The sequence below is a fragment of the Mesorhizobium sp. M7A.F.Ca.US.002.01.1.1 genome, from assembly GCF_004022955.1.
In the GTDB taxonomy this organism is placed as follows: domain Bacteria; phylum Pseudomonadota; class Alphaproteobacteria; order Rhizobiales; family Rhizobiaceae; genus Mesorhizobium; species Mesorhizobium ciceri.
In genome coordinates this window covers 1-24,867 of the sequence record NZ_RZQE01000039.1, presented here as the reverse complement: position 1 = coordinate 24,867, position 24,867 = coordinate 1, and the positions used below count along the sequence as shown (strand labels likewise).

General features: G+C 64.2%; 25 protein-coding genes. 16 read left to right on the top strand and 9 right to left on the bottom strand.

The genetic code is table 11. From position 1 onward, the window contains the following. The 8 genes from EN932_RS07060 to EN932_RS07025 all read left to right on the top strand — a co-directional run. The coding region (locus tag EN932_RS07060) for a phosphotransferase (RefSeq protein ID WP_164890438.1) at positions 1-782 on the top strand (782 nt) is incomplete at its 5' end. Then, positions 779-1,507 (top strand): nucleotidyltransferase family protein, encoded by a 729-nt coding sequence (locus EN932_RS07055; RefSeq protein ID WP_127384677.1) that lies wholly within the window; start codon positions 779-781, stop codon positions 1,505-1,507. The genes EN932_RS07060 and EN932_RS07055, both read left to right, overlap by 4 nt. Beyond that, a complete protein-coding gene (addB, locus tag EN932_RS07050) occupies positions 1,504-4,638 on the top strand; it encodes a double-strand break repair protein AddB (protein ID WP_127388250.1) in 3,135 nt (1,044 codons plus the stop codon). The genes EN932_RS07055 and addB overlap by 4 nt, the downstream gene beginning before the upstream one ends. After that, entirely contained in the window at positions 4,635-8,153 is a 3,519-nt protein-coding gene (addA, locus tag EN932_RS07045) for a double-strand break repair helicase AddA (protein ID WP_127368045.1), read from the top strand. Before addB ends, addA begins: the two co-directional genes overlap by 4 nt. A gap of 76 nt (positions 8,154-8,229) precedes the next feature. Beyond that, positions 8,230-8,553, top strand: a complete 324-nt coding sequence (trxA, locus tag EN932_RS07040; RefSeq protein ID WP_013528326.1) for a thioredoxin — start codon at positions 8,230-8,232, stop codon at positions 8,551-8,553. A gap of 128 nt (positions 8,554-8,681) precedes the next feature. Next, a complete protein-coding gene (locus tag EN932_RS07035) occupies positions 8,682-8,963 on the top strand; it encodes a cupin domain-containing protein (protein ID WP_013528325.1) in 282 nt (93 codons plus the stop codon). A gap of 108 nt (positions 8,964-9,071) precedes the next feature. Then, a complete protein-coding gene (locus tag EN932_RS07030; protein ID WP_013528324.1) occupies positions 9,072-9,320 on the top strand; it encodes a type II toxin-antitoxin system VapB family antitoxin in 249 nt (82 codons plus the stop codon). Continuing rightward, entirely contained in the window at positions 9,317-9,730 is a 414-nt protein-coding gene (locus EN932_RS07025; RefSeq protein ID WP_063169784.1) for a type II toxin-antitoxin system VapC family toxin, read from the top strand. The genes EN932_RS07030 and EN932_RS07025 overlap by 4 nt, the downstream gene beginning before the upstream one ends. Positions 9,731-9,794: 64 nt before the next feature. Here EN932_RS07025 and EN932_RS07020 read toward each other — a convergent pair whose 3' ends face one another. From EN932_RS07020 to EN932_RS07000, 5 genes are all read right to left on the bottom strand, one after another. Next, positions 9,795-11,120 carry a folylpolyglutamate synthase/dihydrofolate synthase family protein gene (locus tag EN932_RS07020; RefSeq protein ID WP_063169785.1) on the bottom strand — a complete coding sequence of 442 codons (1,326 nt, stop codon included), beginning with the start codon at positions 11,118-11,120 and terminating at the stop codon, positions 9,795-9,797. 118 nt (positions 11,121-11,238) lie between these two features. Next, on the bottom strand, positions 11,239-12,165 hold the full coding sequence (gene accD / locus EN932_RS07015) for an acetyl-CoA carboxylase, carboxyltransferase subunit beta (RefSeq protein WP_013528321.1): 927 nt from the start codon (positions 12,163-12,165) through the stop codon (positions 11,239-11,241). Positions 12,166-12,266: 101 nt separating this feature from the next. Continuing rightward, entirely contained in the window at positions 12,267-13,106 is an 840-nt protein-coding gene (gene trpA / locus EN932_RS07010) for a tryptophan synthase subunit alpha (protein ID WP_027161022.1), read from the bottom strand. Positions 13,107-13,108: 2 nt separating this feature from the next. After that, positions 13,109-14,359, bottom strand: coding sequence for a tryptophan synthase subunit beta (gene trpB, locus EN932_RS07005; RefSeq protein WP_013528319.1), 1,251 nt, complete (start codon positions 14,357-14,359; stop codon positions 13,109-13,111). A gap of 91 nt (positions 14,360-14,450) precedes the next feature. Beyond that, the gene (locus tag EN932_RS07000; protein ID WP_024501981.1) at positions 14,451-15,110 is read right to left on the bottom strand and encodes a phosphoribosylanthranilate isomerase; all 660 of its coding nucleotides are present in this window, start codon (positions 15,108-15,110) and stop codon (positions 14,451-14,453) included. A 112-nt stretch (positions 15,111-15,222) separates the two neighbouring features. Between EN932_RS07000 and EN932_RS06995 the strand changes: the two genes are divergently transcribed. Continuing rightward, positions 15,223-15,441 carry a hypothetical protein gene (locus EN932_RS06995; RefSeq protein WP_013528317.1) on the top strand — a complete coding sequence of 73 codons (219 nt, stop codon included), beginning with the start codon at positions 15,223-15,225 and terminating at the stop codon, positions 15,439-15,441. 5 nt (positions 15,442-15,446) lie between these two features. Here EN932_RS06995 and EN932_RS06990 read toward each other — a convergent pair whose 3' ends face one another. The 4 genes from EN932_RS06990 to EN932_RS06975 all read right to left on the bottom strand — a co-directional run bounded on the left by EN932_RS06990 (position 15,447) and on the right by EN932_RS06975 (position 18,818). Beyond that, complete coding sequence (locus EN932_RS06990; RefSeq protein ID WP_127368043.1) at positions 15,447-16,205, bottom strand: M48 family metallopeptidase; 759 nt, start codon at positions 16,203-16,205, stop codon at positions 15,447-15,449. 100 nt (positions 16,206-16,305) lie between these two features. Beyond that, positions 16,306-16,788: a DUF2852 domain-containing protein gene (locus EN932_RS06985; protein ID WP_063169787.1), complete on the bottom strand. Its 483-nt coding sequence runs from the start codon at positions 16,786-16,788 to the stop codon at positions 16,306-16,308. Between the two features lie 117 nt (positions 16,789-16,905). Beyond that, on the bottom strand, positions 16,906-18,048 hold the full coding sequence (locus EN932_RS06980) for a benzoate/H(+) symporter BenE family transporter (protein ID WP_013528314.1): 1,143 nt from the start codon (positions 18,046-18,048) through the stop codon (positions 16,906-16,908). Next, positions 18,048-18,818: an alpha/beta hydrolase gene (locus EN932_RS06975; protein WP_027161018.1), complete on the bottom strand. Its 771-nt coding sequence runs from the start codon at positions 18,816-18,818 to the stop codon at positions 18,048-18,050. The genes EN932_RS06980 and EN932_RS06975 overlap by 1 nt, the downstream gene beginning before the upstream one ends. A 220-nt stretch (positions 18,819-19,038) precedes the next feature. Between EN932_RS06975 and infC the strand changes: the two genes are divergently transcribed. The 7 genes from infC to pheT all read left to right on the top strand — a co-directional run. Beyond that, positions 19,039-19,575: a translation initiation factor IF-3 gene (infC, locus tag EN932_RS06970; protein ID WP_013528312.1), complete on the top strand. Its 537-nt coding sequence runs from the start codon at positions 19,039-19,041 to the stop codon at positions 19,573-19,575. A gap of 163 nt (positions 19,576-19,738) precedes the next feature. Further along, positions 19,739-20,386: an isoprenylcysteine carboxylmethyltransferase family protein gene (locus EN932_RS06965; protein ID WP_013528311.1), complete on the top strand. Its 648-nt coding sequence runs from the start codon at positions 19,739-19,741 to the stop codon at positions 20,384-20,386. Between the two features lie 181 nt (positions 20,387-20,567). After that, the gene (gene rpmI / locus EN932_RS06960) at positions 20,568-20,771 is read left to right on the top strand and encodes a 50S ribosomal protein L35 (protein WP_006201248.1); all 204 of its coding nucleotides are present in this window, start codon (positions 20,568-20,570) and stop codon (positions 20,769-20,771) included. A gap of 93 nt (positions 20,772-20,864) precedes the next feature. Beyond that, positions 20,865-21,266 (top strand): 50S ribosomal protein L20, encoded by a 402-nt coding sequence (gene rplT / locus EN932_RS06955; RefSeq protein WP_013528310.1) that lies wholly within the window; start codon positions 20,865-20,867, stop codon positions 21,264-21,266. 153 nt (positions 21,267-21,419) lie between these two features. Next, complete coding sequence (pheS, locus tag EN932_RS06950) at positions 21,420-22,517, top strand: phenylalanine--tRNA ligase subunit alpha (RefSeq protein ID WP_013528309.1); 1,098 nt, start codon at positions 21,420-21,422, stop codon at positions 22,515-22,517. Next, positions 22,514-22,936, top strand: coding sequence for a GFA family protein (locus EN932_RS06945; RefSeq protein WP_013528308.1), 423 nt, complete (start codon positions 22,514-22,516; stop codon positions 22,934-22,936). The genes pheS and EN932_RS06945 overlap by 4 nt, the downstream gene beginning before the upstream one ends. After that, on the top strand, positions 22,933-24,867 hold a 1,935-nt coding region (gene pheT, locus EN932_RS06940), incomplete at its 3' end, for a phenylalanine--tRNA ligase subunit beta (RefSeq protein WP_128368772.1). The genes EN932_RS06945 and pheT, both read left to right, overlap by 4 nt.

Genomic DNA, 24,867 nt, shown 5'->3' with positions numbered 1-24,867 from the left:
CCGAGGACCAGGAGCAGGGATTCCTGCTACTCGAACATCTTGGCTCGGAAGGGTTCCTCGGCAGCGATGGCCAGCCGCTGCCCGAGCGCTGCGCGGCGGCGGCCGAGCTGCTGGCCATGATGCATGGCAGGACCTGGCCGCAGCGCCTGGAAACAGGGCATGGCGGCTTCCACGATGTCCCGCCTTTCGACCGCGAGGCCATGATGATCGAGGCCGATCTGCTGGTCGACTGGTACGTGCCGGCAATAACGGGCAGCCCGGCAAGCGGTGCCTTGCGCGCCGGCTACCACAAGCAATGGGGCGCGCTCCTCGACCGGCTGCACGGCCGCGAATATACGCTGATGCTGCGCGACTTTCATTCGCCCAACATCATCTGGCGCGGCGACCGTTCAGGGCATGATCGGCTGGGCATCGTCGATTTCCAGGACGCGCTGATCGGCCCGTCCGCCTATGACGTCGCCTCGCTGGCCATGGACGCGCGTGTTACGATGTCGCCCGAGATCGAGAGAAAGACGCTGGATGCCTATGTCGCGGCGCGCCACGCAGCCGGTGCTTTCGACGAGGCAAGCTTCCTGGAATCCTACGCCATCATGGCGGCGCAACGAAATTCCAAGATCCTCGGCATCTTCGTCCGCCTCGAAAAGCGCGACGGCAAGCCCTATTATCTAAAACACCTGCCGCGCATTCGCGATTATCTGCGCCGAGCCTTGTCTCATCCGGCGCTGGCAAGCCTGCGCGAGTTCTACGACGCCCACGGTTTGCTGGAGGAGCGAGCGCTGTGACAGCAGGACCGGACACCGCCATCGTACTTGCCGCCGGCCTTGGCAAACGCATGCGGCCGATTACCGACACCATTCCCAAGCCGCTGGTCAGGATTGCCGGCAAGACGTTGCTCGACTGGAGCCTCGACAGCCTGGCTGCCGCCGGTGTCGCGAAGGCCGTGGTCAACGTCCACTATTTTCCCGAACAGATCGTCGCCCATGTCGCCGCGCGCCGCGCGCCAAAAATCGTCATTTCCGACGAGAGCGAACAACTGCTCGATTCGGCCGGCGGCATCGTCAAGGCGCTGCCGGAACTGGGCGAGCGACCCTTCTACATCCTCAATGCCGACACCTTCTGGATCGATGACGGTCCTCTCAATCTCCAGCGCCTCGCCCTTGCATGGGACGCGGCGAAAATGGATATTCTGCTGATGCTGGCGGATCTCCAACAGGCGACCGGACACTGCGGCAGCACCGATTTCCTGGTGGCGCCGGATGGCGGCTTGCGGCGTTCAAAGGGGGATCCGGCGGGGCTGATCTATGCCGGCGCGGCGATCGTCGATCCGCGCCTGTTCAAGGGCGCACCGGCCGGGCCGCACTCGCTCAACGCCTATTTCGATTCCGCCATCGCCGCAGGGCGCCTGTTCGGCATGCCCATGCATGGCCACTGGATCACCGTCGGCACGCCCGATGCCGTACCGCTCGCGGAAGCGGCGGTCGCCGGTGCGCTCATCGAGTCGCAATGAGCGGCTCCAGCCGCGTCTTCTCGATCCCGCCCGGAGCGCCGTTTCTGCCGACGCTTGCCGAGGCGCTGCTTGCCGGCCGTCTTGTTCCGGGGTTTCGATTCGACGGCGACCCGCTCGCTTTGGCCGATGTCACTATCTATGTGCCGACACGCCGTGCCGCGCGTGCCTTGCGGGGTGTCTTCGTCGACAGCCTGGCGGCACGCGGCGGCGGCGGCTCGGCGATCCTGCCGGTCATCCGGCCACTCGGCGAATTCGACGAGGATGAGGCCGCGTTCGAGACCGAGGCATCGGCGGCCATCGATCTCGCGCCGCCGATTTCGGCAACCGAACGCCTGTTGCTGCTGACGCCGCTGGTGCGCGCCTGGAAACGCCGGCTGCCGGCGCATGTCGCCGCCCTTTTCGCCGAGGAGATCGTCATCCCGGCTTCCACCGCCGACGCGATCTGGCTGGCGCGCGATCTCGCCCGGCTGATGGACGAGATCGAAACGGAAGGCACCGACTGGGCCAAGCTCACCGATCTGGTGACCGGCAATCTCGCCGGATGGTGGCAGGTGACGCTCGAATTCCTCGGCATCGTCACCGAAGCCTGGCCGAAATTCCTCGCGGAAAGCGACCGCTCCAATCCGGCCGCGCATCGCAGTGCGCTGATCCGCGCCGAGGCGGCGCGGCTGCTGCGCAATCCGCCCGCCGGCCCGGTCATCGCCGCAGGCTCGACCGGCTCGATACCAGCGACGGCCGAATTGCTTGCCGCGATCGCGCGCCTGCCCGGCGGCGCCATCGTGCTGCCGGGTCTCGACCGGACGCTGGACGAAGCGTCGTTCCAGGCGATTGCCGCGCCTGGCGCGCGTCCAGCCGTACTCGGCCACCCGCAATATGGCTTGGCCAGGCTGATCGGCAAGATCGGCGTATTGCGCGGCGACGTCGAGGAGATTGGCGTGGCCGAACCGCGACGTGCGCTTCGCGCTGCCCTTGTCGGCGAAGCGCTGCGGCCGGCCGAAACCACCGAACTCTGGGCCGAGACACGTGCCGGTTTCCCGGCGTCCGACATTGCCGGCGCCTTCGCCGAGGTGACCTTGCTCGAAGCCGCCAGCGAACGTGATGAGGCCGTCGCCATCGCCGTCGCGCTCAGGCGCGCGGTCGAACAGCCCGGCCAAAGGGCGGCTCTCGTCACCGGCGACCGCGCGCTGGCGCGTCGCGTCTCGATCGAGCTCCAGCGCTTCGGCGTCGTTGCCGACGATTCCGGTGGCACACCGCTCGCCAACACTCCGGCGGCCAGCCTGCTCAGGCTGGCGCTCGAGGCACTGTTCCGGCCAGGCGATCCGGTTGGCCTGCTGTCGCTGCTCAAGCATCCGCTGCTCGGCCTCGGCCTCGAACGGGCCGATGTGCGCCACGCGGCGGAGCTGATCGAACTGGTGGCGTTGCGCGGAGGGACCGGCCGCCCCGACATCGTTTCGCTACCGGAACTGTTCGAAGCCCGCCTCACCGGCTTGGGCGGCGGCAGCCGGCAGCCCTTCTGGTTTTCCCGGCTGACCGTGCGCTCTATCGAAACTGCGCGGAATTTGCTCGAACGTCTCAAGCAGGCGCTGGCGCCGCTCGCAGCCTTCCGAGGCCGGGATGACGCCGACCTTGCCGCGCTTGTCAGGGCCAGTGTCGTGACACTCGAAAATCTCGGCCGCACCGCCGACGGCGGCCTTGGCGAACTCTATGCCGGTGACGCCGGCGAGAAGCTTGCCGAACTGCTGCGCGGGCTGGTCGCGGCTTCGGCTTCGCTGTCCTTCGCGGCGACCGAGTGGCCCGACATCATGGCGGCGCTGATCGCGCCTGAAACGGTCAAGCCGGCACAAGGCACCGACCGGAACATCGCCATCTGGGGCGCGCTGGAAGCCCGGTTGCAGACGGTCGACACGCTGGTCATCGGCGGGCTCAACGAGGGCGTATGGCCGCGCAAGCCAGAGAGCGACCGCTTCATGTCGCGGCTGATGAAGACCGGCATCGACCTCGAACCGCCCGAGCGGCGTATCGGCCTTGCCGCGCATGATTTCCAGATGGCCATGGGCGCCGGGAAGGTGGTGCTGTCCCGCTCGGCACGTGCCGGCGATGCACCCGCCGTGCCGTCGCGCTGGCTTCAGCGGCTGCTGACCTTCATCGGCAGCGACCAGGCAGCGGAGCTGCGCCGGCGTGGCGACGAGCTGCTCGCCTGGGCGCGCGCGCTGGATGCCGGCCCAAGGCAGGATTTCGCGCCACGGCCGCAGCCGCAGCCGCCGCTGTCGGTGCGCCCGACGCATTTCTCGGTCACCGAGATCGAGACCCTGCGCCGTGACCCCTACGCCGTCTATGCAAGACGCATCCTCGGCCTGATGCCGCTCGATCCGGTTATTCGCGACCCCGGTGCGGCCGAGCGCGGCACGCTGTTTCACGCCATCCTGCACCTGTTCTCAGGCAGCGTCGCCGATCCGCGCGCTCCCGATGCGCTTGCCGGCCTCATCGCCGCCGGCCGCGCCTGCTTTGCCGAAGCCGCCCTTCCGGCCGACGTCGAGGCGGTGTGGTGGCCGCGCTTCGAAAAACTCGCCGCCAACATCATCGAGTGGGAGCGCACGCGCGCTGATGCTGTGACAAGGCGCCATGCCGAGGAGCGCGCCGGAAAGACCGTTGTCGGCCAATCCGGCGTGACGCTGTCCGGCTACGCCGACCGCGTCGACCTTCTGGCCGGCGGCATGGCCGACATACTGGACTACAAGACCGGCTCCTCGCCGTCCAAGGTGCAGGCGCACACACTGCTTGCGCCGCAACTGGCGCTCGAGGGCGCGCTGCTCAGGCGCGGCGCCTTCAAGGATTTGGGCGTGCGTGAGCCCTCTCAACTGGCTTTCATCAGGCTGAAGCCGAATGGCGAGGTGTTCGAGGAATCCATCCTCGAACACAACCGCCAGCCGCGAACCGCGACCGATCTTGCCGAAGAGGCCTGGGCACGGCTGGAAAAGCTGCTGATCCACTATGCAGACCCTGCGACCGGGTATCTGTCGCGCGCGCTGCCGTTCCGCGAAGGCGAGACGGATGGCGACTACGACCATCTTGCCCGCGTGCTCGAATGGTCGGCAGGCGGGGATGCCGGCGACGAGGGAGGGGAGGCATGAAGAAGGCCTATCCCATTCCCAGCGACACCGCGACCAGCCAGGCCCGCGCCGCCGACCCCGGCAATTCCGCCTGGGTGTCGGCCAATGCCGGCTCCGGCAAGACCCATGTGCTGGCCCAGCGCGTCATCCGGCTGCTGCTGCGCGGCACCGATCCGTCGAAGATACTGTGCCTGACCTATACGCGCGCCGCCGCCGCCAACATGTCGAACCGGGTCTTTTCGACACTGTCGGAGTGGACGACGCTTGGTGACGTGGATCTGGCGGCAAAGGTCGAGGCGCTGGAGGGGCGCCGGCCCGATCTCGAGACCATGCGCCGGGCGCGGCGCCTGTTCGCCGAGGCGCTGGAAACGCCCGGCGGGCTGAAGATCCAGACCATCCACGCCTTCTGCGAATCGGTGCTGCACCAGTTCCCGCTGGAGGCCAACATCCCGGCCCATTTCGAGATGCTCGACGGCCAGATGGAGGCATCGCTGTTTGCCGCGGCGCGCCGCGAGATGATTTCGGGCACGTCCGCCGGTGACAGGGATCTGGCCGAGGCTTTTGCCGCCATTCTCGATCGGGGCGGCGAAGCCGGGCTCGACGCCTTGCTGGGTGAGATTGTGCGCAAGCGCGACGGCTTGCGCCATTTCATCGACGCGGTCGGGCGCGATGGCACGCACTTCCAGGCCCTGTTCGACGAATTCCATTTCCATCCAGGCCAGACAGCCGAGGGCATAGCCGCTTCGGTATGGCCGTTGCCGGGCTTCCTGCCCGACTATTTTGCCGGCTTCGCCCACGCCGCCGAGGCCACCGACGCCAGATCGGTACTGAACAACATCCTGCCCTATGCGCGGCAGGCCTTTGCCGAGGGCGATCCCATTCGCCGCCTGCAACTGCTCGCGCGAGCCTTCCTCAAGACCGATGGCGACGCTTACGACCCGGCAAAGGCCTTCAAGAGGGCCCTGGTCGACCGGTTGCCGAATCTGGCGGAGCGTTATCTCTCGGCCGCCAACGCCATAGTCGAAACCACCGATCGGCTGGCCCTGTTCCGGATGCTTGAAGGCACGGCTGCCGCGCTGACCATCGCCGACTGGCTGATCGCCCGCTACGAAATGCTGAAGCGCAGCCGCGGCTTCCTCGATTTCAACGACCTGATCACCCGCACCGTCAACCTGCTGGCGCGGCCGGACGCCGGCCCCTGGGTGCAGTACAAGCTCGACCAGGGCATCGACCACATCCTGCTCGACGAGGCGCAGGACACCAGTCCGGACCAATGGGAAGTGGTGAAACGGCTGGCGGAGGAATTCTTTGCCGGCTTTGGCGCACGCGACAGGGTCCATCGCACGGTGTTCGCCGTCGGCGACGAGAAGCAGTCGATCTATTCGTTCCAGGGTGCGGCCCCGGACTCCTTCGCCGACAGCCGGCTGTTGTTTGCCGGACGAGTGCGTGACGCCGAGGCGTCCTTCGCCGATCTCAAGCTGACCTGGTCGTTCCGCTCGACCGACGATGTTCTGACCGCGGTCGACCGCGTCTTCGCCGATCCAGCCGTGCGGCGCGGCATCAGTCATGATCCCGATCCGCTTCGCCACCAGGCGATCCGCACCGACGCGCCGGGCTATGTCGAGGTGTGGCCGTCGGTCGGCGCTGAAGCCGTCGATGAGCCAGATGACTGGACACAAGCCATCGACCATGCGCACGCGCCGGCGGTGCGCGTGGCCGAGAACGTCGCCGCCACAATCGCCGGCTGGATCGGCAGTGGCGAAATCATCGAAGGCCGCGGCAAGCGGCTGCGGCCGGGCGATGTGCTGGTGCTGGTGCGCAAGCGCGATCGCTTCGTCCATGCCCTGACCCGCGCACTCAAACGCCGCGACATTCCGGTTGCCGGCGCCGACCGGCTGAGCCTGCCCGGGCACATCGCGGTCAAGGATCTGATTGCGCTCGGTCACCTCCTCATCCAGCCGCAGGACGATTTGTCGCTTGCCGCCGTGTTGCGCAGCCCGATCTTCGATCTGCCGGAAGAGGCGCTTTTCACGCTCGCCGCGCAGAGGCCGGCTGGTCTGTCGTTGATCGCATCGCTGCGACAGCACGCCGGCGAAAGCGAGAGACTGGCGAAGATCGTCGCCCAGGTCGACATCTGGACGAACGAAGCCGCGTTTAAGCCGGTGTTCGAATTCTATGCCGCCCTGCTGGCGCGCGATGGCGTGCGCCGCAAGATGATCGCGCGGCTCGGGCCCGAAGCCGGCGATATTCTCGACGAGTTCCTGAGCTTCTGTCTTGCCGAGGAGCGAACCGGCCTGCCGGGGCTCGAAGCCTTCCTGTCGACGCTGGAAAACGCCGGTCCCGAGATCAAGCGCGAGATGGACCAGACCCGCGACGAGGTCCGGGTCATGACCGTGCACGCCGCCAAGGGCTTGGAAGCGCCCGTCGTGTTCCTGGTCGATGGCGGTTCCGCGCCGTTCAGCGACCAGCATTTGCCGCGCCTGATGCCCTTCGATGGCTCCGGCGCGAACTGGGACGGCAAGGGCTATCTCTGGCGCTCGGCCAGCGAGGTCGCCAACGGTTTTTCGAAAGCGGCGGCCTCAAGGGCACGGGAACTCGCCGACGACGAATACCGCCGGCTGCTCTATGTCGGCATGACCCGTGCCGAGGACCGGCTGATCGTCTGCGGCTATCATGGCAAGCGGGCGCCGAACGCCGGCACCTGGCACTCAATCGTCAGCCGCGCGCTGATCGGTGCGCCGGAGAGCGAGCAGCGTGCGCATCCCGCCGGCGGCGAGCCGGTGCACCGTTTCCATGTCACCAAGCTGCCCCCCGTCGCGCCAAGTTCCGCCGATCAGCTACGGCAGGCCGACGCTTTTGGGCCTTTGCCGGCGACGCTGTTCCGGCCCTTGCCGCCCTTCGAGGATCTGCCGCGTCCGTTGTCGCCATCGGGCGCCTCGGCGCTGATCGACGAAGGCAAGCAAGCCGTTGTCGACAAGGCGTCGCCGGTGCTCGACGCCGATGCCGAGCCCGGCTTTGCCGTGCTGCGTGGGCTCGCCCTCCACAAACTGCTGCAGATGCTGCCCGGTATTGCCGAGCCCGAACGTGCGGGAGCGGCAGAACGCTATCTCTTGCGAACCGGTGCGGACTGGCCGCCATCAGAGCGTGAAAAGGCCCTGGCGTCGGTCACATCGATCCTTGCCGATCCCGGCTTCGGTCAGCTGTTTGCGCCATCGTCGCGTGCCGAGGTTGCGATCATGGGCAGCCTGGAGGTCAAGGGCAAGAAGCGCTCGATTTCCGGCAAGATCGACCGGTTGGCGGTGACGCCGGACACGGTATCGATTGTCGACTACAAGACCAACCGGCCGGCGCCCGCCACTCTGGCCGAGGTGCCGCCGGCCTATGTCCTGCAGTTGGCGCTCTACCGCGCGCTGTTGCAGCCGCTCTATCCCGGCCGCACGGTCAAGGCGGCCTTGCTGTTCACCGAAGCGCCGCGGCTGATCGAACTGCCTGCCAGCGCCATGGACGACGCCCTTGCTCGACTCACGGGAGCGTGACACAACACCTGCTTGAAGAAGGGCGCGATCACCACCACATTTGGTGGGACAAAAACTTTCAAAAGGATTTTTCCATATGGCAACCGTGAAGGTCGACAAGAGCAACTTCCAAGCTGACGTGCTTGACGCCAACGTACCGGTCGTCGTCGATTTCTGGGCGGAATGGTGCGGTCCCTGCAAGATGATCGCGCCGGCGCTCGAAGATATCGCCACCGAACTTGGCGCCAAGGTCAAGATCGCCAAGCTCAACATCGACGAGAATCCGGAGCTTGCCGCCCAGTTTGGCGTGCGCTCGATCCCGACGCTGATGATCTTCAAGGGCGGCGAAATGGCCGACATGAAGGTCGGTGCCGCGCCGAAGACCGCGCTGTCGCACTGGATCAATGGCAACCTCGCCTGACCCATCTGAAATTCCTGATATCAAGCCCGGCCTCGCGCCGGGCTTTTTGTTGGCGTCATCGGTGCGTGGCTCTGGCTCTCGCATCCGGGCACTCCATGTCATCTGCTTGAGCCAGACAGGAGAACTCCATGACCGGATCCGCCAAGGCCACCGTCTTCATCGACAACGAGCGTGTCATCGTCACCGAATACCGCTTCGCGCCGGGCGAGAACACCGGCTGGCATCGCCACGGCCACGACTACGTCGTCGTGCCGCTGATGGACGGCAAGGTGAAGCTGTTGACCAAGGACGGCGAATCCTTCGCCGAGATGAAGAAGGGCGCGCCCTATTTCCGCAAGGAGGGCGTAGAGCACGACGTCATCAACGCCAATGAAGGCGAATACGCCTTTATCGAGATCGAGCTGAAGTAACGTCGCCTATCAATGCGCTGGAAATCCACCGCGTGATGGCACGCCATCAGCTGCCACCTTGATGGCAGCAGTGGATCGGCCTATATCCGTTCTAAAAGGGAGTTCGAAATGGCCGAACCACAACTCTCAGTCCGAAGCGCAAAAGCACGCGACCTGGCTCATAGACTTGCTCGTCGTGAAAATCGTTCGATAGCCGATGTGGTCGAACGTGCGCTCGAATCCTACGAAATTCGTGAAGCTGGCCGTGAACCTGCTTCCACCTTCTATGCCAGCTTGACTGCAAACCATGGCGCCGACATCGATCTGGAAAAGATCATTCGCGAAGGCCGCCAGGTTCATTCGGGACTTGAGCTTTGATTTTCGTCGATACCAACGTGATTTCGGAGAGTCTGAAGAAGGCGCCGGACCAAGCTGTCCTGGCATGGCTTGTCCGCAATGACGCTGAACTGGCCCTTCCCACAGTGACGATTGCTGAAATCGCCTTCGGCATCCAAAAAATACGGCCTGATGAGCGTGCCGATCGGCTGGAGCAGGGACTTTCCCGGTGGCGCCATCGATTTGCCGGCCGGATTTTTGGACTGACTGAAGATGCTGCCTTGGCTTACGGCGAGATCATGGGTGCCGCGACACGCCAAGGTGCCGGCATGTCAGCCCCCGATGGCATGATTGCGGCGATAGCGCGCGTGAACGGTGGCCGGCTGGCAACGCGCAATCTCAGCGACTTTGGCACCACCAGCCTTGATCTGATCTCACCGTGGGATTTCTGAAGGTCGAAAGCCAAGGTTCGGCCTCAGCCGCCGCAGCCACCCAAGGCATGAATAGTCGCCTGCTTCAGGTCGGCGGGGTGCCGTTCTCGGCCAGCACCGCTCCGGTCAGATACAACGAACCGCTGATCAGGATGCGTGGCGACGGGCCGTCCCAGGTGTCGCGCAGCAGCATCAGCGCGCTGGCGACGGAACTCACCGGCTCGGCGGTCAGCCCGGCTTCCGTTGCGCGGATCGCCAGTTCGTCGTTCGGCACGCCGGCCTCGCTGAGGCTCACCGGCACCGTGTAGACATGCCGGGCGAGGCCCTTGAAGGCACGGAAATAGCCGCTCTGGTCCTTGGTGTTGATCATGCCCGAGATGAGGAACAGCGGACGCGGGTTCTTCTCTTCCTGCTCGGCCAGCGCTTCGGCAACCACCACGCCGGCACCGGGATTGTGGCCGCCGTCGAGCCAGATATCGGCGCCCTTGGGTGCCAGTTCGGCCAGCCGGCCCTGCACGAGCTTCTGCATGCGGCCGGGCCAGGCGACATTGATCATCGCCTTTTCGGCGGCGCGATGGCTGATCTCGAAACCGGCCGCTTTGACCGCGGCGATCGCCGCCGCCGCATTGGCGAACTGGTGGCGGCCGGGCAGCCTGGGCGGCGGCAGGTCCATCAAGCCGTCTTCGTCCTGGTAGACCATGCGGCCGTTTTCCTCGAAGGCAAGGAAGTCCTGGCCGTAGACGAAGGTGGGGCATTCAAGCCGCTCGGCGGTTTCGATCAGCACCTGCAGAGCCGTCTCGCTTTCCTGCGCGCCGATGACCACCGGACAGCCGGGCTTGATGATGCCGGCCTTTTCGGCTGCGATCAGTTCGACACGGTCGCCGAGATAGGCCTCGTGGTCGAGCGACACCGGCATGATCACCGACACGGCCGGCTCCTTGATGACATTGGTCGCGTCGAAGCGGCCGCCGAGCCCGACTTCGATGATCGCAGCGTCGGCCTGGTGTTCGGAAAACAACAGGAAGGTGACGGCGGTGAGGATCTCGAAGACGGTGATCTTCTCGCCTTCATTGGCCCTGGCGGCACGGGCAATGGCATCGGCGAAAACCCTGTCCTCGACCAGCCTGCCGCCGCCATCGGCGGCCAGCCGGTAACGCTCATGCCAGTTGACCAGATGCGGCGAGGTGTGGACATGGACGCGGTAGTCCGCAGCCTCGAGCAGGGCGCGTGAAAAGGCTGCGCACGAACCTTTGCCGTTGGTGCCGGCGATGTGGATGACCGGGGGCAGCCGGTCCTGCGGATTGTCAAGCCGCTCCAGCAGCCGCGAAATGCGGTCGAGCGAAAGGTCGAAGCCTTTCGGATGAAGCGCCATCAGGGCTTCGATTTCGCGGTCGGCGGCAAGCGTCGTCATGGTGGAATCCTAGCGCATGAGCCTGAAAACCAGAATCGGTTTCGGATGGCCATGGCAATCAAAGGCTACAGCGCGCCGAAGCCCTCGTGCAATCGCGGTCGCGGCGCTTCGTGTCGCTTCAGGCTTGCGGCCGAGCTTCCGCGGCAACCACCGCCGGCGGCAGGATTTCCGGCTCCAGCGTTTTTTGCTCTTCCGGCAGCTTGAGCAGCATCTTGAGCAGGCGCGCGATCGTTTCACGCATTTCCAGCCTGGATACGACCATGTCGACCATGCCGTGCTCCATCAGATATTCGGAGCGCTGGAAGCCATCGGGCAGTTTCTCGCGGATCGTCTGTTCGATGACGCGCGGTCCGGCAAAGCCGATCAGCGCGCCGGGCTCGGCGATGTGCACGTCGCCCAGCATGGCGTAGGAGGCGGTCACGCCGCCCGTGGTCGGGTTGGTCAAAACGACGATGTAGGGCAGGCCGGCTTCCTTCAGCCGGTCGACACCGACCGTTGTCCGAGGCAATTGCATCAGGGACAAAATACCTTCCTGCATGCGGGCGCCGCCGGAAGCAGCAAACAGGATCAGCGGCCGCTTGCGCTGCAGGGCCACTTCGAAACCGTGCACGATGGCGTCGCCGGCGGCCATGCCGAGCGAACCGCCCATGAAGGCGAAGTCCTGCACCGTGACCACAACCGGAAGACCCTCGACGGTGCCCAGCGCATTGATGATCGCGTCCTCAAGGCCGGTCTTGGCCTTGGCGTCCTTCAACCGGTCGACATAGCGCTTCTCGTCGCGGAATTTCAGCGGATCCTGCATGACCTTGGGGTTGTCCAGGGTCTCGTATTTGCCGCCATCGAAGAAGAATTTCAGCCGCTCCTTGGCCGAGATCTTCATGTGATGACCGGACGAGGGAATGACGAACTGGTTCGATTCCAGGTCCTTGTGGAACACCATCTCGCCGGTCTCCGGATCCTTGATCCAGAGATTCTCGGGCATGTCGGTGCGCCGGCCGAGCATCGAATTGATCTTCGGGCGAACGTAATTGGTGATCCAGTTCATCGCTTCGGCTCCTGTCCTGACGAAGAGTTGCTAATGCATGTCGCCCAAAAGTGGGAACCGGTTCTGGGATAACGGCATGCACAAGACCTGACGTAGGGAAACTATTCGGCAGCAGCAAGGCGGGCCGAGCGCACGCCTTGCGCAAGCCCGCTGACCAGCGTGGCGACGGCCTCGGCCGGATCGGCGGTCTTCTCGCCCTTCGGCCCCAGCACATTGGCCACCGCATTGACGATCGCGGTGCCGACGACGACGCCGTCGGCATTGGCGCCGATCACCCGGGCCTGCTCGGCGGTCTTGACGCCGAAGCCGACGCAGACCGGCAGGTCGGTGTGGCCCTTGATGCGCTTGACCGCCGCCGCCACCTTGCCGGTGTCGGCCAGCGCCGAGCCGGTGATGCCGGTCATCGACACGTAATAGACGAAGCCCGACGTGTTCTGCAGCACCTTGGGCAGGCGTTTGTCGTCGGTCGTCGGCGTCGCCAGCCGGATGAAGTTGATGCCGGCTTTCAATGCCGGAATGCACAGTTCCTCGTCCATCTCCGGGGGCAGGTCGACGACGATCAGCCCGTCGATGCCGCTGGCGATCGCGTCCTTGAGGAAGCGGTCGACGCCATAGATGTAGATCGGATTGTAGTAGCCCATCAGCACGATCGGCGTTTCATTGTCGCCAGCGCGGAAGTCGGCCGCCATCTTCAGCGTCTTGGCCAGCGTCTGGCCGCCTTTCAGCGCCCGCAAGCCCGCCGCCTGGATCGCCGGGCCGTCGGCCATCGGATCGGAGAACGGCATGCCGAGCTCGATGATATCGGAACCTGCGCCCGGCAACGCCTTCATGATCGACAAAGAGGTATCGTAGTCGGGGTCGCCGCCCATGAAATAGGTGACGAGCGCCGGGCGGCCTTCGGTCCTGAGCTTCGCCATGCGGCGGTCGATGCGGGTGGCCATGATCAGATCTCCATGCCCAGCATGCTGGCCACCGTGTGCACGTCCTTGTCGCCACGGCCGGACAGGTTGACGATGACGATCTGATCCTTGTCCATGGCAGGCACGATCTTCACCGCATGCGCGATGGCGTGCGCCGATTCCAGCGCCGGGATGATGCCTTCGACGCGCGTCGTCAGCTTGAAAGCCTCCAGCGCCTCGTCATCGAGGATCGGCACGTATTCGACCCGGCCTGAATCGCGCAGCCAGGAATGCTCCGGCCCGACGCCGGGATAGTCGAGGCCGGCCGAGATCGAATGGCCGTCCATGATCTGGCCGTCGGAATTCTGCAGCAGATAGGTGCGGTTGCCATGCAGCACGCCCGGCGCGCCGGCATTCATCGAGGCGCAATGCTCGATGCCGTCGAGACCGCGACCGCCGGCTTCGATGCCGATGATGCGGACCTCCTTGTCGTCGAGGAAGGGATGGAACAGGCCGATGGCGTTCGAACCACCGCCGACAGCGGCGATGATGGTGTCGGGCAGCCGGCCTTCCTGCTCGAGGATCTGTGCCCGCGCCTCGATGCCGATCACCGACTGGAAGTCGCGCACCAGCTCCGGATAGGGGTGCGGGCCGGCGGCGGTGCCGATCAGGTAATAAGTGTCCTCGACATTGGTCACCCAGTCGCGCAACGCCTCGTTCATGGCGTCCTTCAGCGTGCCGTGGCCGGCGGTCACCGGGCGCACTTCGGCGCCGAGCAGCTTCATGCGGAAGACGTTCGGGCTTTGCCGGGCAACGTCTGTGGCGCCCATGTAGACGACGCAGGGAAAGCCGAAGCGGGCCGCAACCGTGGCCGAGGCCACGCCGTGCTGGCCGGCGCCGGTCTCGGCGATGATGCGCTTCTTGCCCATGCGCTTGGCCAGCAGGATCTGGCCGAGGCAGTTGTTGATCTTGTGCGAACCGGTGTGGTTCAAATCCTCGCGTTTGAAGTAGACCTTCGCGCCGCCCGCGAGGCCCCTGGCCGAGGAAACCTCACGAAGATGCTTCGTGAGGCCTTCGGCGAAATAAAGCTTCGACGGCCGTCCGGCATAGTGGGTCGACAGGTCAGTCAGCTCAGCCCTGAAGTCCGCATCGTTCTTGACCTCGTTCCAATGCCGTTCCAGATCGAGGATCAGCGGCATTAGCGTTTCGGCAACGAAACGACCGCCGAAAATGCCGAACATGCCCTGTTCGTCGGGCCCGGTGCGGAAGGAATTGGGTGTCGCCGGCTTGTTCATCGCCGATCTCCTGGCATCTTGACTATGAGGCATGTCCTTGTCGGAAAACCGGTTCCCACTTTTCCGGGACATGCTCTGGTTTGAGGCACCACTAGGCTGCGCGGGTGTTCCGCGCGGCCCTGACGGCCCGGAAAAACTGTTCGATCAGCGCCGGATCCTTGACGCCCGGCGCGCTTTCCACGCCTGAAGAAATGTCGATCCCAGGCGGGTTGGCAAGCCGAAGGGCATCGCCGATATTGGCGGCGTTGAGCCCACCGGAAAGCATGTAATCGACGCCGCCGTCAAGGCCGGCGAGAATGCGCCAGTCGAAGGCAACACCATTGCCGCCCGGCAGTTCGGAGCCTTTGGGCGGCTTGGCGTCGAACAGGAACCGGTCGGCTATGCCGATGAATGGCTTCATTCGTTCGAGATCGGCGGCCTCGCTGAGCGGCAGCGCCTTCATCACCGGCAGGCCATAGCGGGCTTTGACCTCGGCGACGCGCTCGGGCGTTTCCGCGCCGTGCAGCTGCAGCATGTCGGGCTGCATTTTGGCAACGATTTCATCCAGGAAGGCGTCGCCGGCATCGACGGTGACGGCAACCGCCATCGCCTTGCCGCGCGCGGCCTCGCGCAGACGGCCAGCCTCGGCAGGTTCGACATAGCGCGGGCTTTTGGCGAAGAAGATAAACCCGACATGGCTGGCGCCGCCGGCCAGCGCCGCGGCCATTGCCGCGTCGGTCTTCAAGCCGCAGATTTTGATGTCGAGTGCCATGGCGCGGGAATTGGCATGAAAAGCGATAAGAGTCGAGAAAAAGCATGCTGTTTGCCGGCACGGCCAAAGGCGCTACCTATGGATGGACAGGACGCAAGGCGGGAGCACGATCATGGCCGACAGAACCGTAGCCGAACTCAGGCAGAAGATTGCGCAGGCGCGCGAGGTCATCGCGCACCTGATCGACAAGGCCGCATTCAATGGCGCCGAGGCGCACCGCGCGCTCGACTATTTCGGCGGCGATGAGTTCGACGGCAATTTCCTGCCGTGGCCGCATCATGGCGATGAGGGGTTGCGGCCCGAAGACTTGAACGCCGCCAACGACGATTGAGCGATCTACTCGAACATGATCGCCTGCAGCGCACCGCCATTGCGCTTCAGCCAGTCCTTGCAGCGATCGGCGTCGGGGCAGAGCTTTTCGCACAGTTTCCAGAATTTCGGGCCGTGGTTCATCTCCTTGAGATGCGCCACTTCATGCGCGACGAGATAGTTGATGACCGGCGACGGCGCCATCATGATGCGCCAGGAAAAGGACAGATTGCCTTCGGAGGTGCATGACCCCCAGCGGCTTGACGTGTCCTTGAAGCGGATCGCCTTGGCGCGCTTGCCAAGCGCCTCGGTGTGCTTGGCCACCAGCTTCTCGATTTCCTTCTTGGCCTCGCGCTTGAGGAAATCGGCGAGGCGGCGCGGCAGATGTATGCGGTCGCCATGCACGATCAAGAGCGGACCACGTTCGTCGCGCGACACGGTGACGGTGCCGCGCTTTGACGGTTCATGGACGATGCGGTGCGGCACGCCGCGCACCGGGATCCTGATGCCGGGCCGCACCTGCGGCCGCGTCGGCACCTTGGCCAGTCGCTGCTCCAGCCAGTCCTGATGCCGCTCGAGGAACCTGTCCACTTCGCCGCGGCGCAGGCCTGGCGGCACGGTGATGCGCAGACCCTGGCCGCCTGAATCGATACGCAGCGTCATTCGGCGCGCCCTGGCGCTCTCGACGATCTTGAGCGGCAGCGTGCGACCGGCGACGCAATATTCGCGCTCCACGACAGGCGTGGGCTTGGGCTTTGTCAGATTGCGAAAGAAGCCGAGAGTCATGGCGGGACGATACGCGATTCGAGAAAAACGACTAGAACAAAAAAGAAACGGCGCCGCTCGCGCGACGCCGTTTTTTCACGATGTGACCAGTCGCCGGATCTCAGTCGTCAAGCAGGTTCGAACCCTTGCCACGCTTGGTGGTCGTCGTTCCGGTGCTCGGATCGGTCTTCGTCGGCGCCGTCGACTTGTTGCGGTTGGCCATGAAGCGGTCGAACTCGTCCTGGTCCTTGGCGCGGCGCAATTCGCGGGCGTATTCGTCGAACTGGGTCAGCATCTCGTCGAGCTTGCGGCGCTCTTCGTTCAGCCGCTCAAGTTCCTTTTCGCGCCAGTCGTCGAAAGCGACGTTGCCGGTGCGGGCGGAACCATTGCCCCAGCGCGCGGCCTTGTCGGAACCGCGGCGGCAACCGGCGAAGATGCCGTCGGTCGCGCGGTTGACGTCACGCTTGAAGCCATCGAGGCGGTCGCCCCAGATGATGTAGGCGAGCATGGCGAAGCCGAGTGGCCAGAACACCATGAAACCCACAACCATCAACGCGATGGTTGCCGGCGTCCAGGCCGGACGGATCAATGCGGATGTGTTCATTTTCTCCCATTCCTTCGGTTGGAGACAGCCAAACCCGGCTGCGTGGAATCGAAATGGGAAGAGAAAAACGGCGATTCAAGACAATGTCCGCCAAATCCGGACAAGCATCTGAAATGTTTATCGCTTTTTGATCATATCGAGGAAAAGCACGACCAGCCCGGCAATCAGGCCCCAGAATGCGGCGCCAACGCCGAACAGCGTCAGACCCGACGCGGTGACGACAAAGGTGACGGTGGCGGCCATGCGATCCGCCTCTTCCTTCAGCGCGATAGAAAGCGCGTTGGCGAGCGACGCCATCAGCGCCAGGCCCGCCACCAGTACGATCAGGCTCTGTGGCAGCACCGCGAAGATCGCCACCAGCGAAGCGCCGAAAATCGCAAAGATGAGATAGGCGAGCGCATAGAACGGCCCGGTCTTCCAGCGCTCGGCGGGGTCGGGGTGGACGTCCGGCCCGGTGCAGATCGCGGCCGAGATCGCCGCCAGATTGGTGGTCGAGCCGCCGAACGGCGCCGACAGCAGCGAAAACAGGCCGGTGACGCCGATCAGCGGGCCGGGCTCCGGATGGTAGCCGGCGGCGCGCAGCACGGCGAGGCCGGACAGGTTCTGGGAAGCCATGGTGACGAGATAGAGCGGCAGTGCCAGCCCGATCACCGCCTTGGCGGTGAAATCAGGCGCAATCAGCGTCAGCGTCGACAGTTCCGGTGTCGGCAGGCCGCCGACACGGCCGGTGAGGAAAGCGGCAAGGCCACCGCCGATCAGCACCGCCAGCACCGACAGCGCCGGGTTGAACAGGCGGATGACGAAGAAGGCTGCAATCAGCGGCAGGATCAGCCACGGGTCGATGGGAATGGTCTTCACCGCATTGAGCGCGAAGGTGACGACGATACCGGCCAGCATGCCCGAGGCGACGGAAGGCGGTATTCTCGAGATCAGCTTCGTCAGGGGCCGAAACAGCCCGGTGGCGATCAGAAGGACGCCGGTGACGATGAAGGCGGCGACGGCCTCACCCATCGAAAAGCCGCTCGATGCCGCGATCAGCGCCAGGCCCGGCGTCGACCAGGCGGTGATGACTGGCATTTTCGTGCGCCATGACAGCCACAGGCTCTCGATCGCCATGGCCAGGCAGATCGTCGTCACCCAGCTTGCCGTCTCGATCTGCGTCGCGCCGACTGCGTTGGCGGCGGCGATGACGATGGCCAGCGTGCCGCCGAAGCCGACGATCGCCGCGACGAAGGCGGATATCGGAATGGAAAGGCGCATCAGTTTCCCCTCTGCGCCATTGCATCGACGGCCCGCACCAGCATGTCGAGATCCTGCGGTCGCGACAGGCGATGGTCGCCGTCAGGGATCAGCGACAGGGTCACGTCGTCGGCGGGCAGCAGGCTGACCAGCTTCAGTGCATGGCTTGCCGGCACATCCGCATCGGCCAGGCCCTGCAGGATATGCACCGGGCAATGGGTGTCGATCGGGCCTGTCATTGTCAGGTTGTCGCGCCCGTCCTCGATCAGCGCGCGGGTGTAGATGTAGGGTTCCGTGGAATAGTCCGACGGCTCTTCGAAGAAACCTTTTTTGGCGAGATCGCGCTTCTGCGCCTTGGTCAGCACCGGTTCGATCAGTTCAGCGGTAAAATCCGGTGCCGGCGCCAGCAGCACCAGGCCGGCGACGTTGCTGTCATCAGCCTTGCGCAATTCCTGCACCATGCGCAGCGCGATCCAGGCGCCCATCGAGGAGCCGACCAGGATCTGTTTGCCCTTGGTGAAATGCCGGAACACGGCAAGGCTTTGTGCAAGCCATGTCGAAATCGTGCCGTCGGCAAAGGCGCCGCCGGATTCGCCATGGCCGGAATAATCGTGGCGCAGAAAGGCGCGGCCTTCTTTTGCCGCCCAGTCCGACAGCGTCTGCGCCTTCGCGCCCAGCATGTCCGACTTGTAGCCGCCGAGCCAGACGATGCCGGGCGCAGAGCCAGCAGTATGGCGCACCGCGATGCGCGATCCATCGACATCCATAAAGACGGGGGGCGTTGCGGTCATGGCTTTTTCCTCAGGCCCTCTTCTGGCGCGGGATTCTTGTGGCACGGTCGGTGGCGTGGCGAAAAGTGCTCACTATGTTCTTTGTTTGGTGCAGGGCAGCGATCAGGGTGATTTTCTGTCAATGCTGTGCTATTGACTCCGCCCGCGCGCTCACCACATTGGCGCGTCCATGCATCAACACTGACAAATCCTGAACGAAACGGCCAAGGAGACCACGACCATTCGCAGACCTTTCAAAGCAGCGGCGCCGACCAAGGATGGCCCGCGCTCCAACCGTGACATCCGGGTTCCCCGGGTCCAGCTTATCGACGCCGAAGGCCAGAACCGCGGCGATGTTTCCATCAACGACGCATTGCTGCTGGCCGAAGAGGCCGGGCTCGATCTCGTCGAGATATCGCCCAACGCGGTGCCCCCCGTCGTCAAGATCCTTGATCTCGGCAAGTTGAAATACGCCAACCAGAAGAAGGCGGCCGAGGCGCGCAAGAACCAGAAGGTCATCGAGATCAAGGAGATCAAGATGCGCCCGAACATCGACAGCCATGACTACGAGACCAAGATGAAGGCGGTTCGCCGCTTCTTCGAGGAAGGCGACAAGGTCAAGCTGACGCTGCGCTTCCGTGGCCGCGAGATGGCGCATATGGAACTCGGCATGCAGCTTCTGAACAAGGTCCGCGAGGAAGTGGCGACGATTGCCAAGGTCGAAGCGGAACCGAAGCTCGAAGGCCGCCAGATGATGATGGTGCTGTCGCCGCGCTAAGATCTGCATCGGCGCGTATCTAGGATCACGATGACGTCAGGCTTGGCCATCGCGCTTAAATCCGCCTGAATCACATCGCAAGGCGTCCCGGCGATCGGCGGGACGCCTTCTTCTTGTTCAGACGCTGCGATCGCCGGCAAAATTCCTGACGATCGGATTCACTATGGTCGATGAAGTCAAGGTTTCGGACGTGGACTTCAAACACGGGCTGGGCAATTACCAGCATATGCGCCGGATAGTGCTTGCCGTTCTCGTGGTCGTGCTGTTTGCAGCATTGCTATTTGGCCAATCGACGTTTCCGCCCGACACAGCCGTGCACGAGACGATCGAAATGTTCGGCGTGCTGCTGATTTTCCTCGGCATCGTGGGCCGCCTTTGGGCGACACTCTACATAGGCGGGCGCAAATCGTCCGAGGTGGTGACTGGCGGGCCTTACTCGATCACCCGCAACCCGCTCTATGTGTTCTCGACCGTAGCCGCAGCCGGTGTCGGCGCGCAGATCGGTTCGTTCTCCGGTATCATCCTCTTCGGGCTTTTGTGCGCGGGGGCGTTCCATATCGTCATCCTGCGCGAGGAGAAGTTCCTCAAGGAAGCGCTCGGCGCGCCGTATCAGGCCTATCTGGCGCGGGTGCCTCGCTTCTTCCCAAAACTGTCGCTCTACCAGGAGGGCGATACCGGAAACTTCAAGCCGCGCCTGCTGTTGACCACGCTGCTCGACGGCCTGGTGTTTCTGATCGCGCTGCCGGCCTTCGAATTGATCGACGGCGCCCAGCTGTCAGGCATGTTGCCGGTCTGGTTCACGCTGCCCTGACGAGGACACAGCGCCGCATCTCCACAGGTGTTGCGCGCGGGCCGTCTTTGACGTATAGCACCGCCGTTCAAGAAAACCGCCCGGCAGGGCATGCCGTGGCGGTTTCATTTGCTTTTCGGGCTTTGGTCGGCCTGAAGCGAACAAGAAGCGCGATAGTGCGCCAACAATACGGAGTAGCAAAATGCCCAAGATGAAGACCAAATCGGCCGCCAAGAAGCGGTTCAAGATCACAGGTACGGGTAAAGTCCTGTCGGCTGCGGCCGGCAAGCGTCACGGCATGATCAAGCGTTCCAACAAGTTCATTCGAAATGCCCGCGGCACGATGGTTCTGGCTGAACCGGATGGCAAGAAGGTCATCAAGAATTTTCTGCCGAACGGCCTCTAAGGCATTCGGTCCGGACACGCATTTGTTTTACGCAATTCCGAACGGAAAACCGCAAGGCACTTTTCCTGGAATTGCTTTTAAGGAGATCATGACATGGCACGCGTAAAAAGAGGCGTCACTTCGCACGCCAAGCACAAGAAGGTCCTGAAAGCCGCGAAAGGCTTCTACGGCCGCCGCAAGAACACCATCCGCATCGCCAAGCAGGCGGTGGAAAAGTCGCTGCAATACGCTTACCGCGACCGCAAGAACCGCAAGCGCTCCTTCCGCGCGCTGTGGATCCAGCGTATCAACGCCGCGACCCACGAGCATGGCCTGACCTATGGCCGCTTCATCGACGGCCTCAACAAGTCGGGCATCGAGATCGATCGCAAGATCCTGTCGGACATGGCCATCCACGAGCCGCAGGCTTTCGCGGCCCTGGTCGCCAAGGCCAAGGTGGCGCTCGAATATCTGAAGAACACCACGCCGAACGCTTTTGAAAGCGCTGTCGCCTAAGACCAGCGCTTCCCAAGCATTCGCAATTCTGATTTGGGGAACCCGCGCTGGCACGGCTGGCGCGGGTTTTTCTTTTGCCTGATCCTTGGAGTGATTTCACTTTAGAAGTGACTTTCACTTTGAGGCCGACCTCCCAACGCAGCGAGTTTGACCGTGAACGACGCAACCACTGGCCTGGATACGCTTGAAAACTCACTTCTGGCCGAGATCGCCTCGGCCGCCGATGAGCCGGCCATCGAGGCCGTGCGCATCGCTGCTTTCGGTAAGAAGGGCAGCGTGTCCGAGATGCTGAAGACACTTGGCGCCATGACCGCCGAGGAGCGCCAGATCAAAGGCCCAGCCATCAACGGCCTCAAGAACCGCGTCACCGACGCGCTGACTGCCCGCAAGGCTGAGCTCAAGGATGTGGCGATCACCGCCCGCCTCGCCGCCGAAAAGGTCGACGTGACGCTGCCGGTGCGGCAGTCGCCGGCTGAGCGCGGCCGTATCCATCCGATCAGCCAGGTCATCGACGAGATTGCCGCGATCTTCGGCGATCTCGGTTTCTCCATCGCGGAAGGTCCCGACATCGAGACCGACTATTACAATTTCACCGCGCTGAATTTTCCCGAAGGCCACCCGGCGCGCGAGATGCACGACACCTTCTTCTTCCAGCCGGACGAGAAGGGCGAGCGCAAGCTTTTGCGCACGCACACTTCGCCGGTGCAGATCCGCACCATGGAAACGAAGAAGCCGCCGATCCGCATCGTCATTCCTGGCAAGACGTACCGGCAGGATTCGGACGCCACCCACTCGCCGATGTTCCATCAGGTCGAGGGGCTGGTGATCGACAAGACAGCCAACGTCGCCAACATGAAGTGGGTGCTGGAGGAGTTCTGCAAGGCCTTCTTCGAGGTGCCGCAGGTTAAGATGCGCTTCCGGCCGTCCTTCTTCCCGTTCACCGAGCCAAGCCTCGAGGTTGACATCCAGTGCGATCGCTCGCGGCCCGGCGAAGTGCGCTTCGGCGAAGGCTCCGATTGGATGGAGATCCTCGGCTGTGGCATGGTGCATCCCAACGTGCTGCGCCATGGCGGTCTCGATCCGGACGAATATCAGGGTTTTGCCTGGGGCATGGGCATCGACCGCATCGCCATGCTGAAATACGGCATGCCGGACCTGCGCGCCTTCTTCGATGCAGACGTGCGCTGGCTGTCGCATTACGGCTTCCGGCCGCTCGACATGCCGACTTTGTTCGGAGGCCTGAGCGCATGACAGCGCCCTATGCCGGCGGCTGCCGCTGCGGCGCCGTGCGGTTCGAGGCCTCTGCCGAACCGCATCACGTCAGCTACTGCCATTGCGGCGATTGCCGGCGGGCCAGCGGCGCGCCGGTGTCGGCCTTTGTCGGCTTCCTGGTCGATCAGGTCGCGTTCACCGGCAAGGCGCTGAAGATGTATGAGAACGGCCCGGTGACGCGCTCTTTCTGCGGCACCTGCGGCTCACCCATCGCCTATGTCGACGAGCGGCTGGAAGAAGACATCTACTTCATGCTCGGCGCCATGGACATGCCGGCCGATTTCCAGCCGACGCTGCATGCCTATATCGGCGAGCAGCTTGCCTTCCTGCATATGTCCGACGACCTGCCGAGACATCTGAAATCAAGCGTCAAAAGACCAGACGGAACAGTCCCATGAAATTCACCCTCTCCTGGCTCAAGGACCACCTCGAGACCGACGCCACGCTCGACGAGATCGTCGAGCGGCTGACTTCGATCGGTCTCGAAGTCGAGCATGTCGACGACAAGTCGAGCCTGAAACCATTCGTCATCGCCAGGGTGCTGACGGCGGTTCAGCATCCCGATGCCGACCGGCTGCGCGTGCTGACCGTCGACACCGGCGACGGCAAGCCTCCGGTGCAGGTCGTTTGCGGCGCGCCAAACGCCCGCGCGGGCCTGATCGGCGCCTTTGCCGCGCCCGGCACCTATGTGCCCGGCATCGACGTAACGCTGACGGTCGGCAAGATCAGGGGCGTCGAAAGCCACGGCATGATGTGTTCCGAGCGCGAGCTGGAGCTGTCCGACGAACACAATGGCATCATCGACCTGCCTGAGGATGCGCCGGTCGGCACCAGCTTCGCCGCCTATGCGCACATCGACGATCCGGTCATCGAGATCAACTTGACGCCGAACCGGCCGGATGCCACCAGCGTCTACGGCATCGCCAGGGATCTGGCGGCGAGCGGGCTTGGCCGCCTCGTCGGCGGCGCCATCATGCCGCATGTCGGCAATGGCATGTGTCCGATCAAGGTGACGATCGAAGCGCCGGAGCTTTGCCCCGGCTTCGCGCTCAACTTGGTCAAGGGCGTCAAGAATGGAGCCTCGCCAAAATGGCTGCAGCAGCGGCTGATCGCCATTGGGCTGAGACCCATCAGCGCACTGGTCGACATCACCAACTACGTCACCTTCGACCGCGGCCGCCCGCTGCATGTGTTCGACGCCAGCAAGGTTGCCGGCAATCTCGTCGTGCGCCGCGCGCGCGATGGTGAAAAGGTGCAGGCGCTCGACGGCCGCGAATACACGCTGACGCCGGAAATGTGCGTCATCGCAGATGACAACGGCGTCGAGTCGATCGCCGGCATTATGGGCGGCGAGCATTCGGGCTGCGACGAGAACACCTCAGATGTGCTGATCGAATCCGCCCTTTGGGATCCGATCACCACGGCGCGCACCGGCCGCACGCTCGGCATCATCACCGATGCGCGCTACCGCTTCGAGCGCGGCGTCGACCCCGAATTCATGGTTCCGGGCGTCGAACTGGCAACGAAACTGGTGCTCGATTTCTGCGGCGGCACGCCGACCGAAATGGAGGTCGTCGGTTATGCCGGTCACACGCCGAAGATCGTTTCCTTCCCGCTTTCGGAAGTGAAGCGGCTGACCGGCATCGAGGTTCCCAGCGCGGAAAGCCTCGACATCCTGTCGCGCCTCGGCTTCAAGCCGGAGGGCTCGGGCGATGTCGTCGATGTCGCCGTGCCGTCCTGGCGCCCCGACGTCGATGGCAAGGCAGACCTGGTCGAGGAGGTCATGCGCATCCACGGTGTCGACAACATCGCGCCGCAGCCGCTCGGTGCGCATGACGCGGTCAATGCAAAGATCCTCACCACGCTGCAGGTCCGTACCCGCACGGCCAAGCGCGCGCTTGCCGTGCGCGGCATGATGGAAGCCGTTACCTGGTCGTTCATTCCGGCCAAGCACGCCGAGCTGTTCGGCGGCGGCCAGACCGCGCTGAAGCTCGCCAACCCGATCGCCGCCGACATGTCCGACATGCGGCCCTCGCTGCTGCCGGGCCTGATCGCGGCTGCCCAGCGCAACGCCGACAAGGGTATTGGCGACGTGGCGCTGTTCGAAGTGTCGGGCACTTATGAGGGCGACGGCGCCGACCAGCAGCGGCGCGTCGCCGCCGGCGTGCGTCGCGGCACCGCCAAGCTCGACGGTTCCGGCCGCAACTGGGCCGGCAATTCCGGCCCGGTCGGCGTGTTCGACGCCAAGGCCGATGCGATCGCCGCACTTGAAGCCTGCGGTGCGCCTGTCGACCGGCTGCAGATCGAGGCCGGCGGCCCGGCCTGGTAT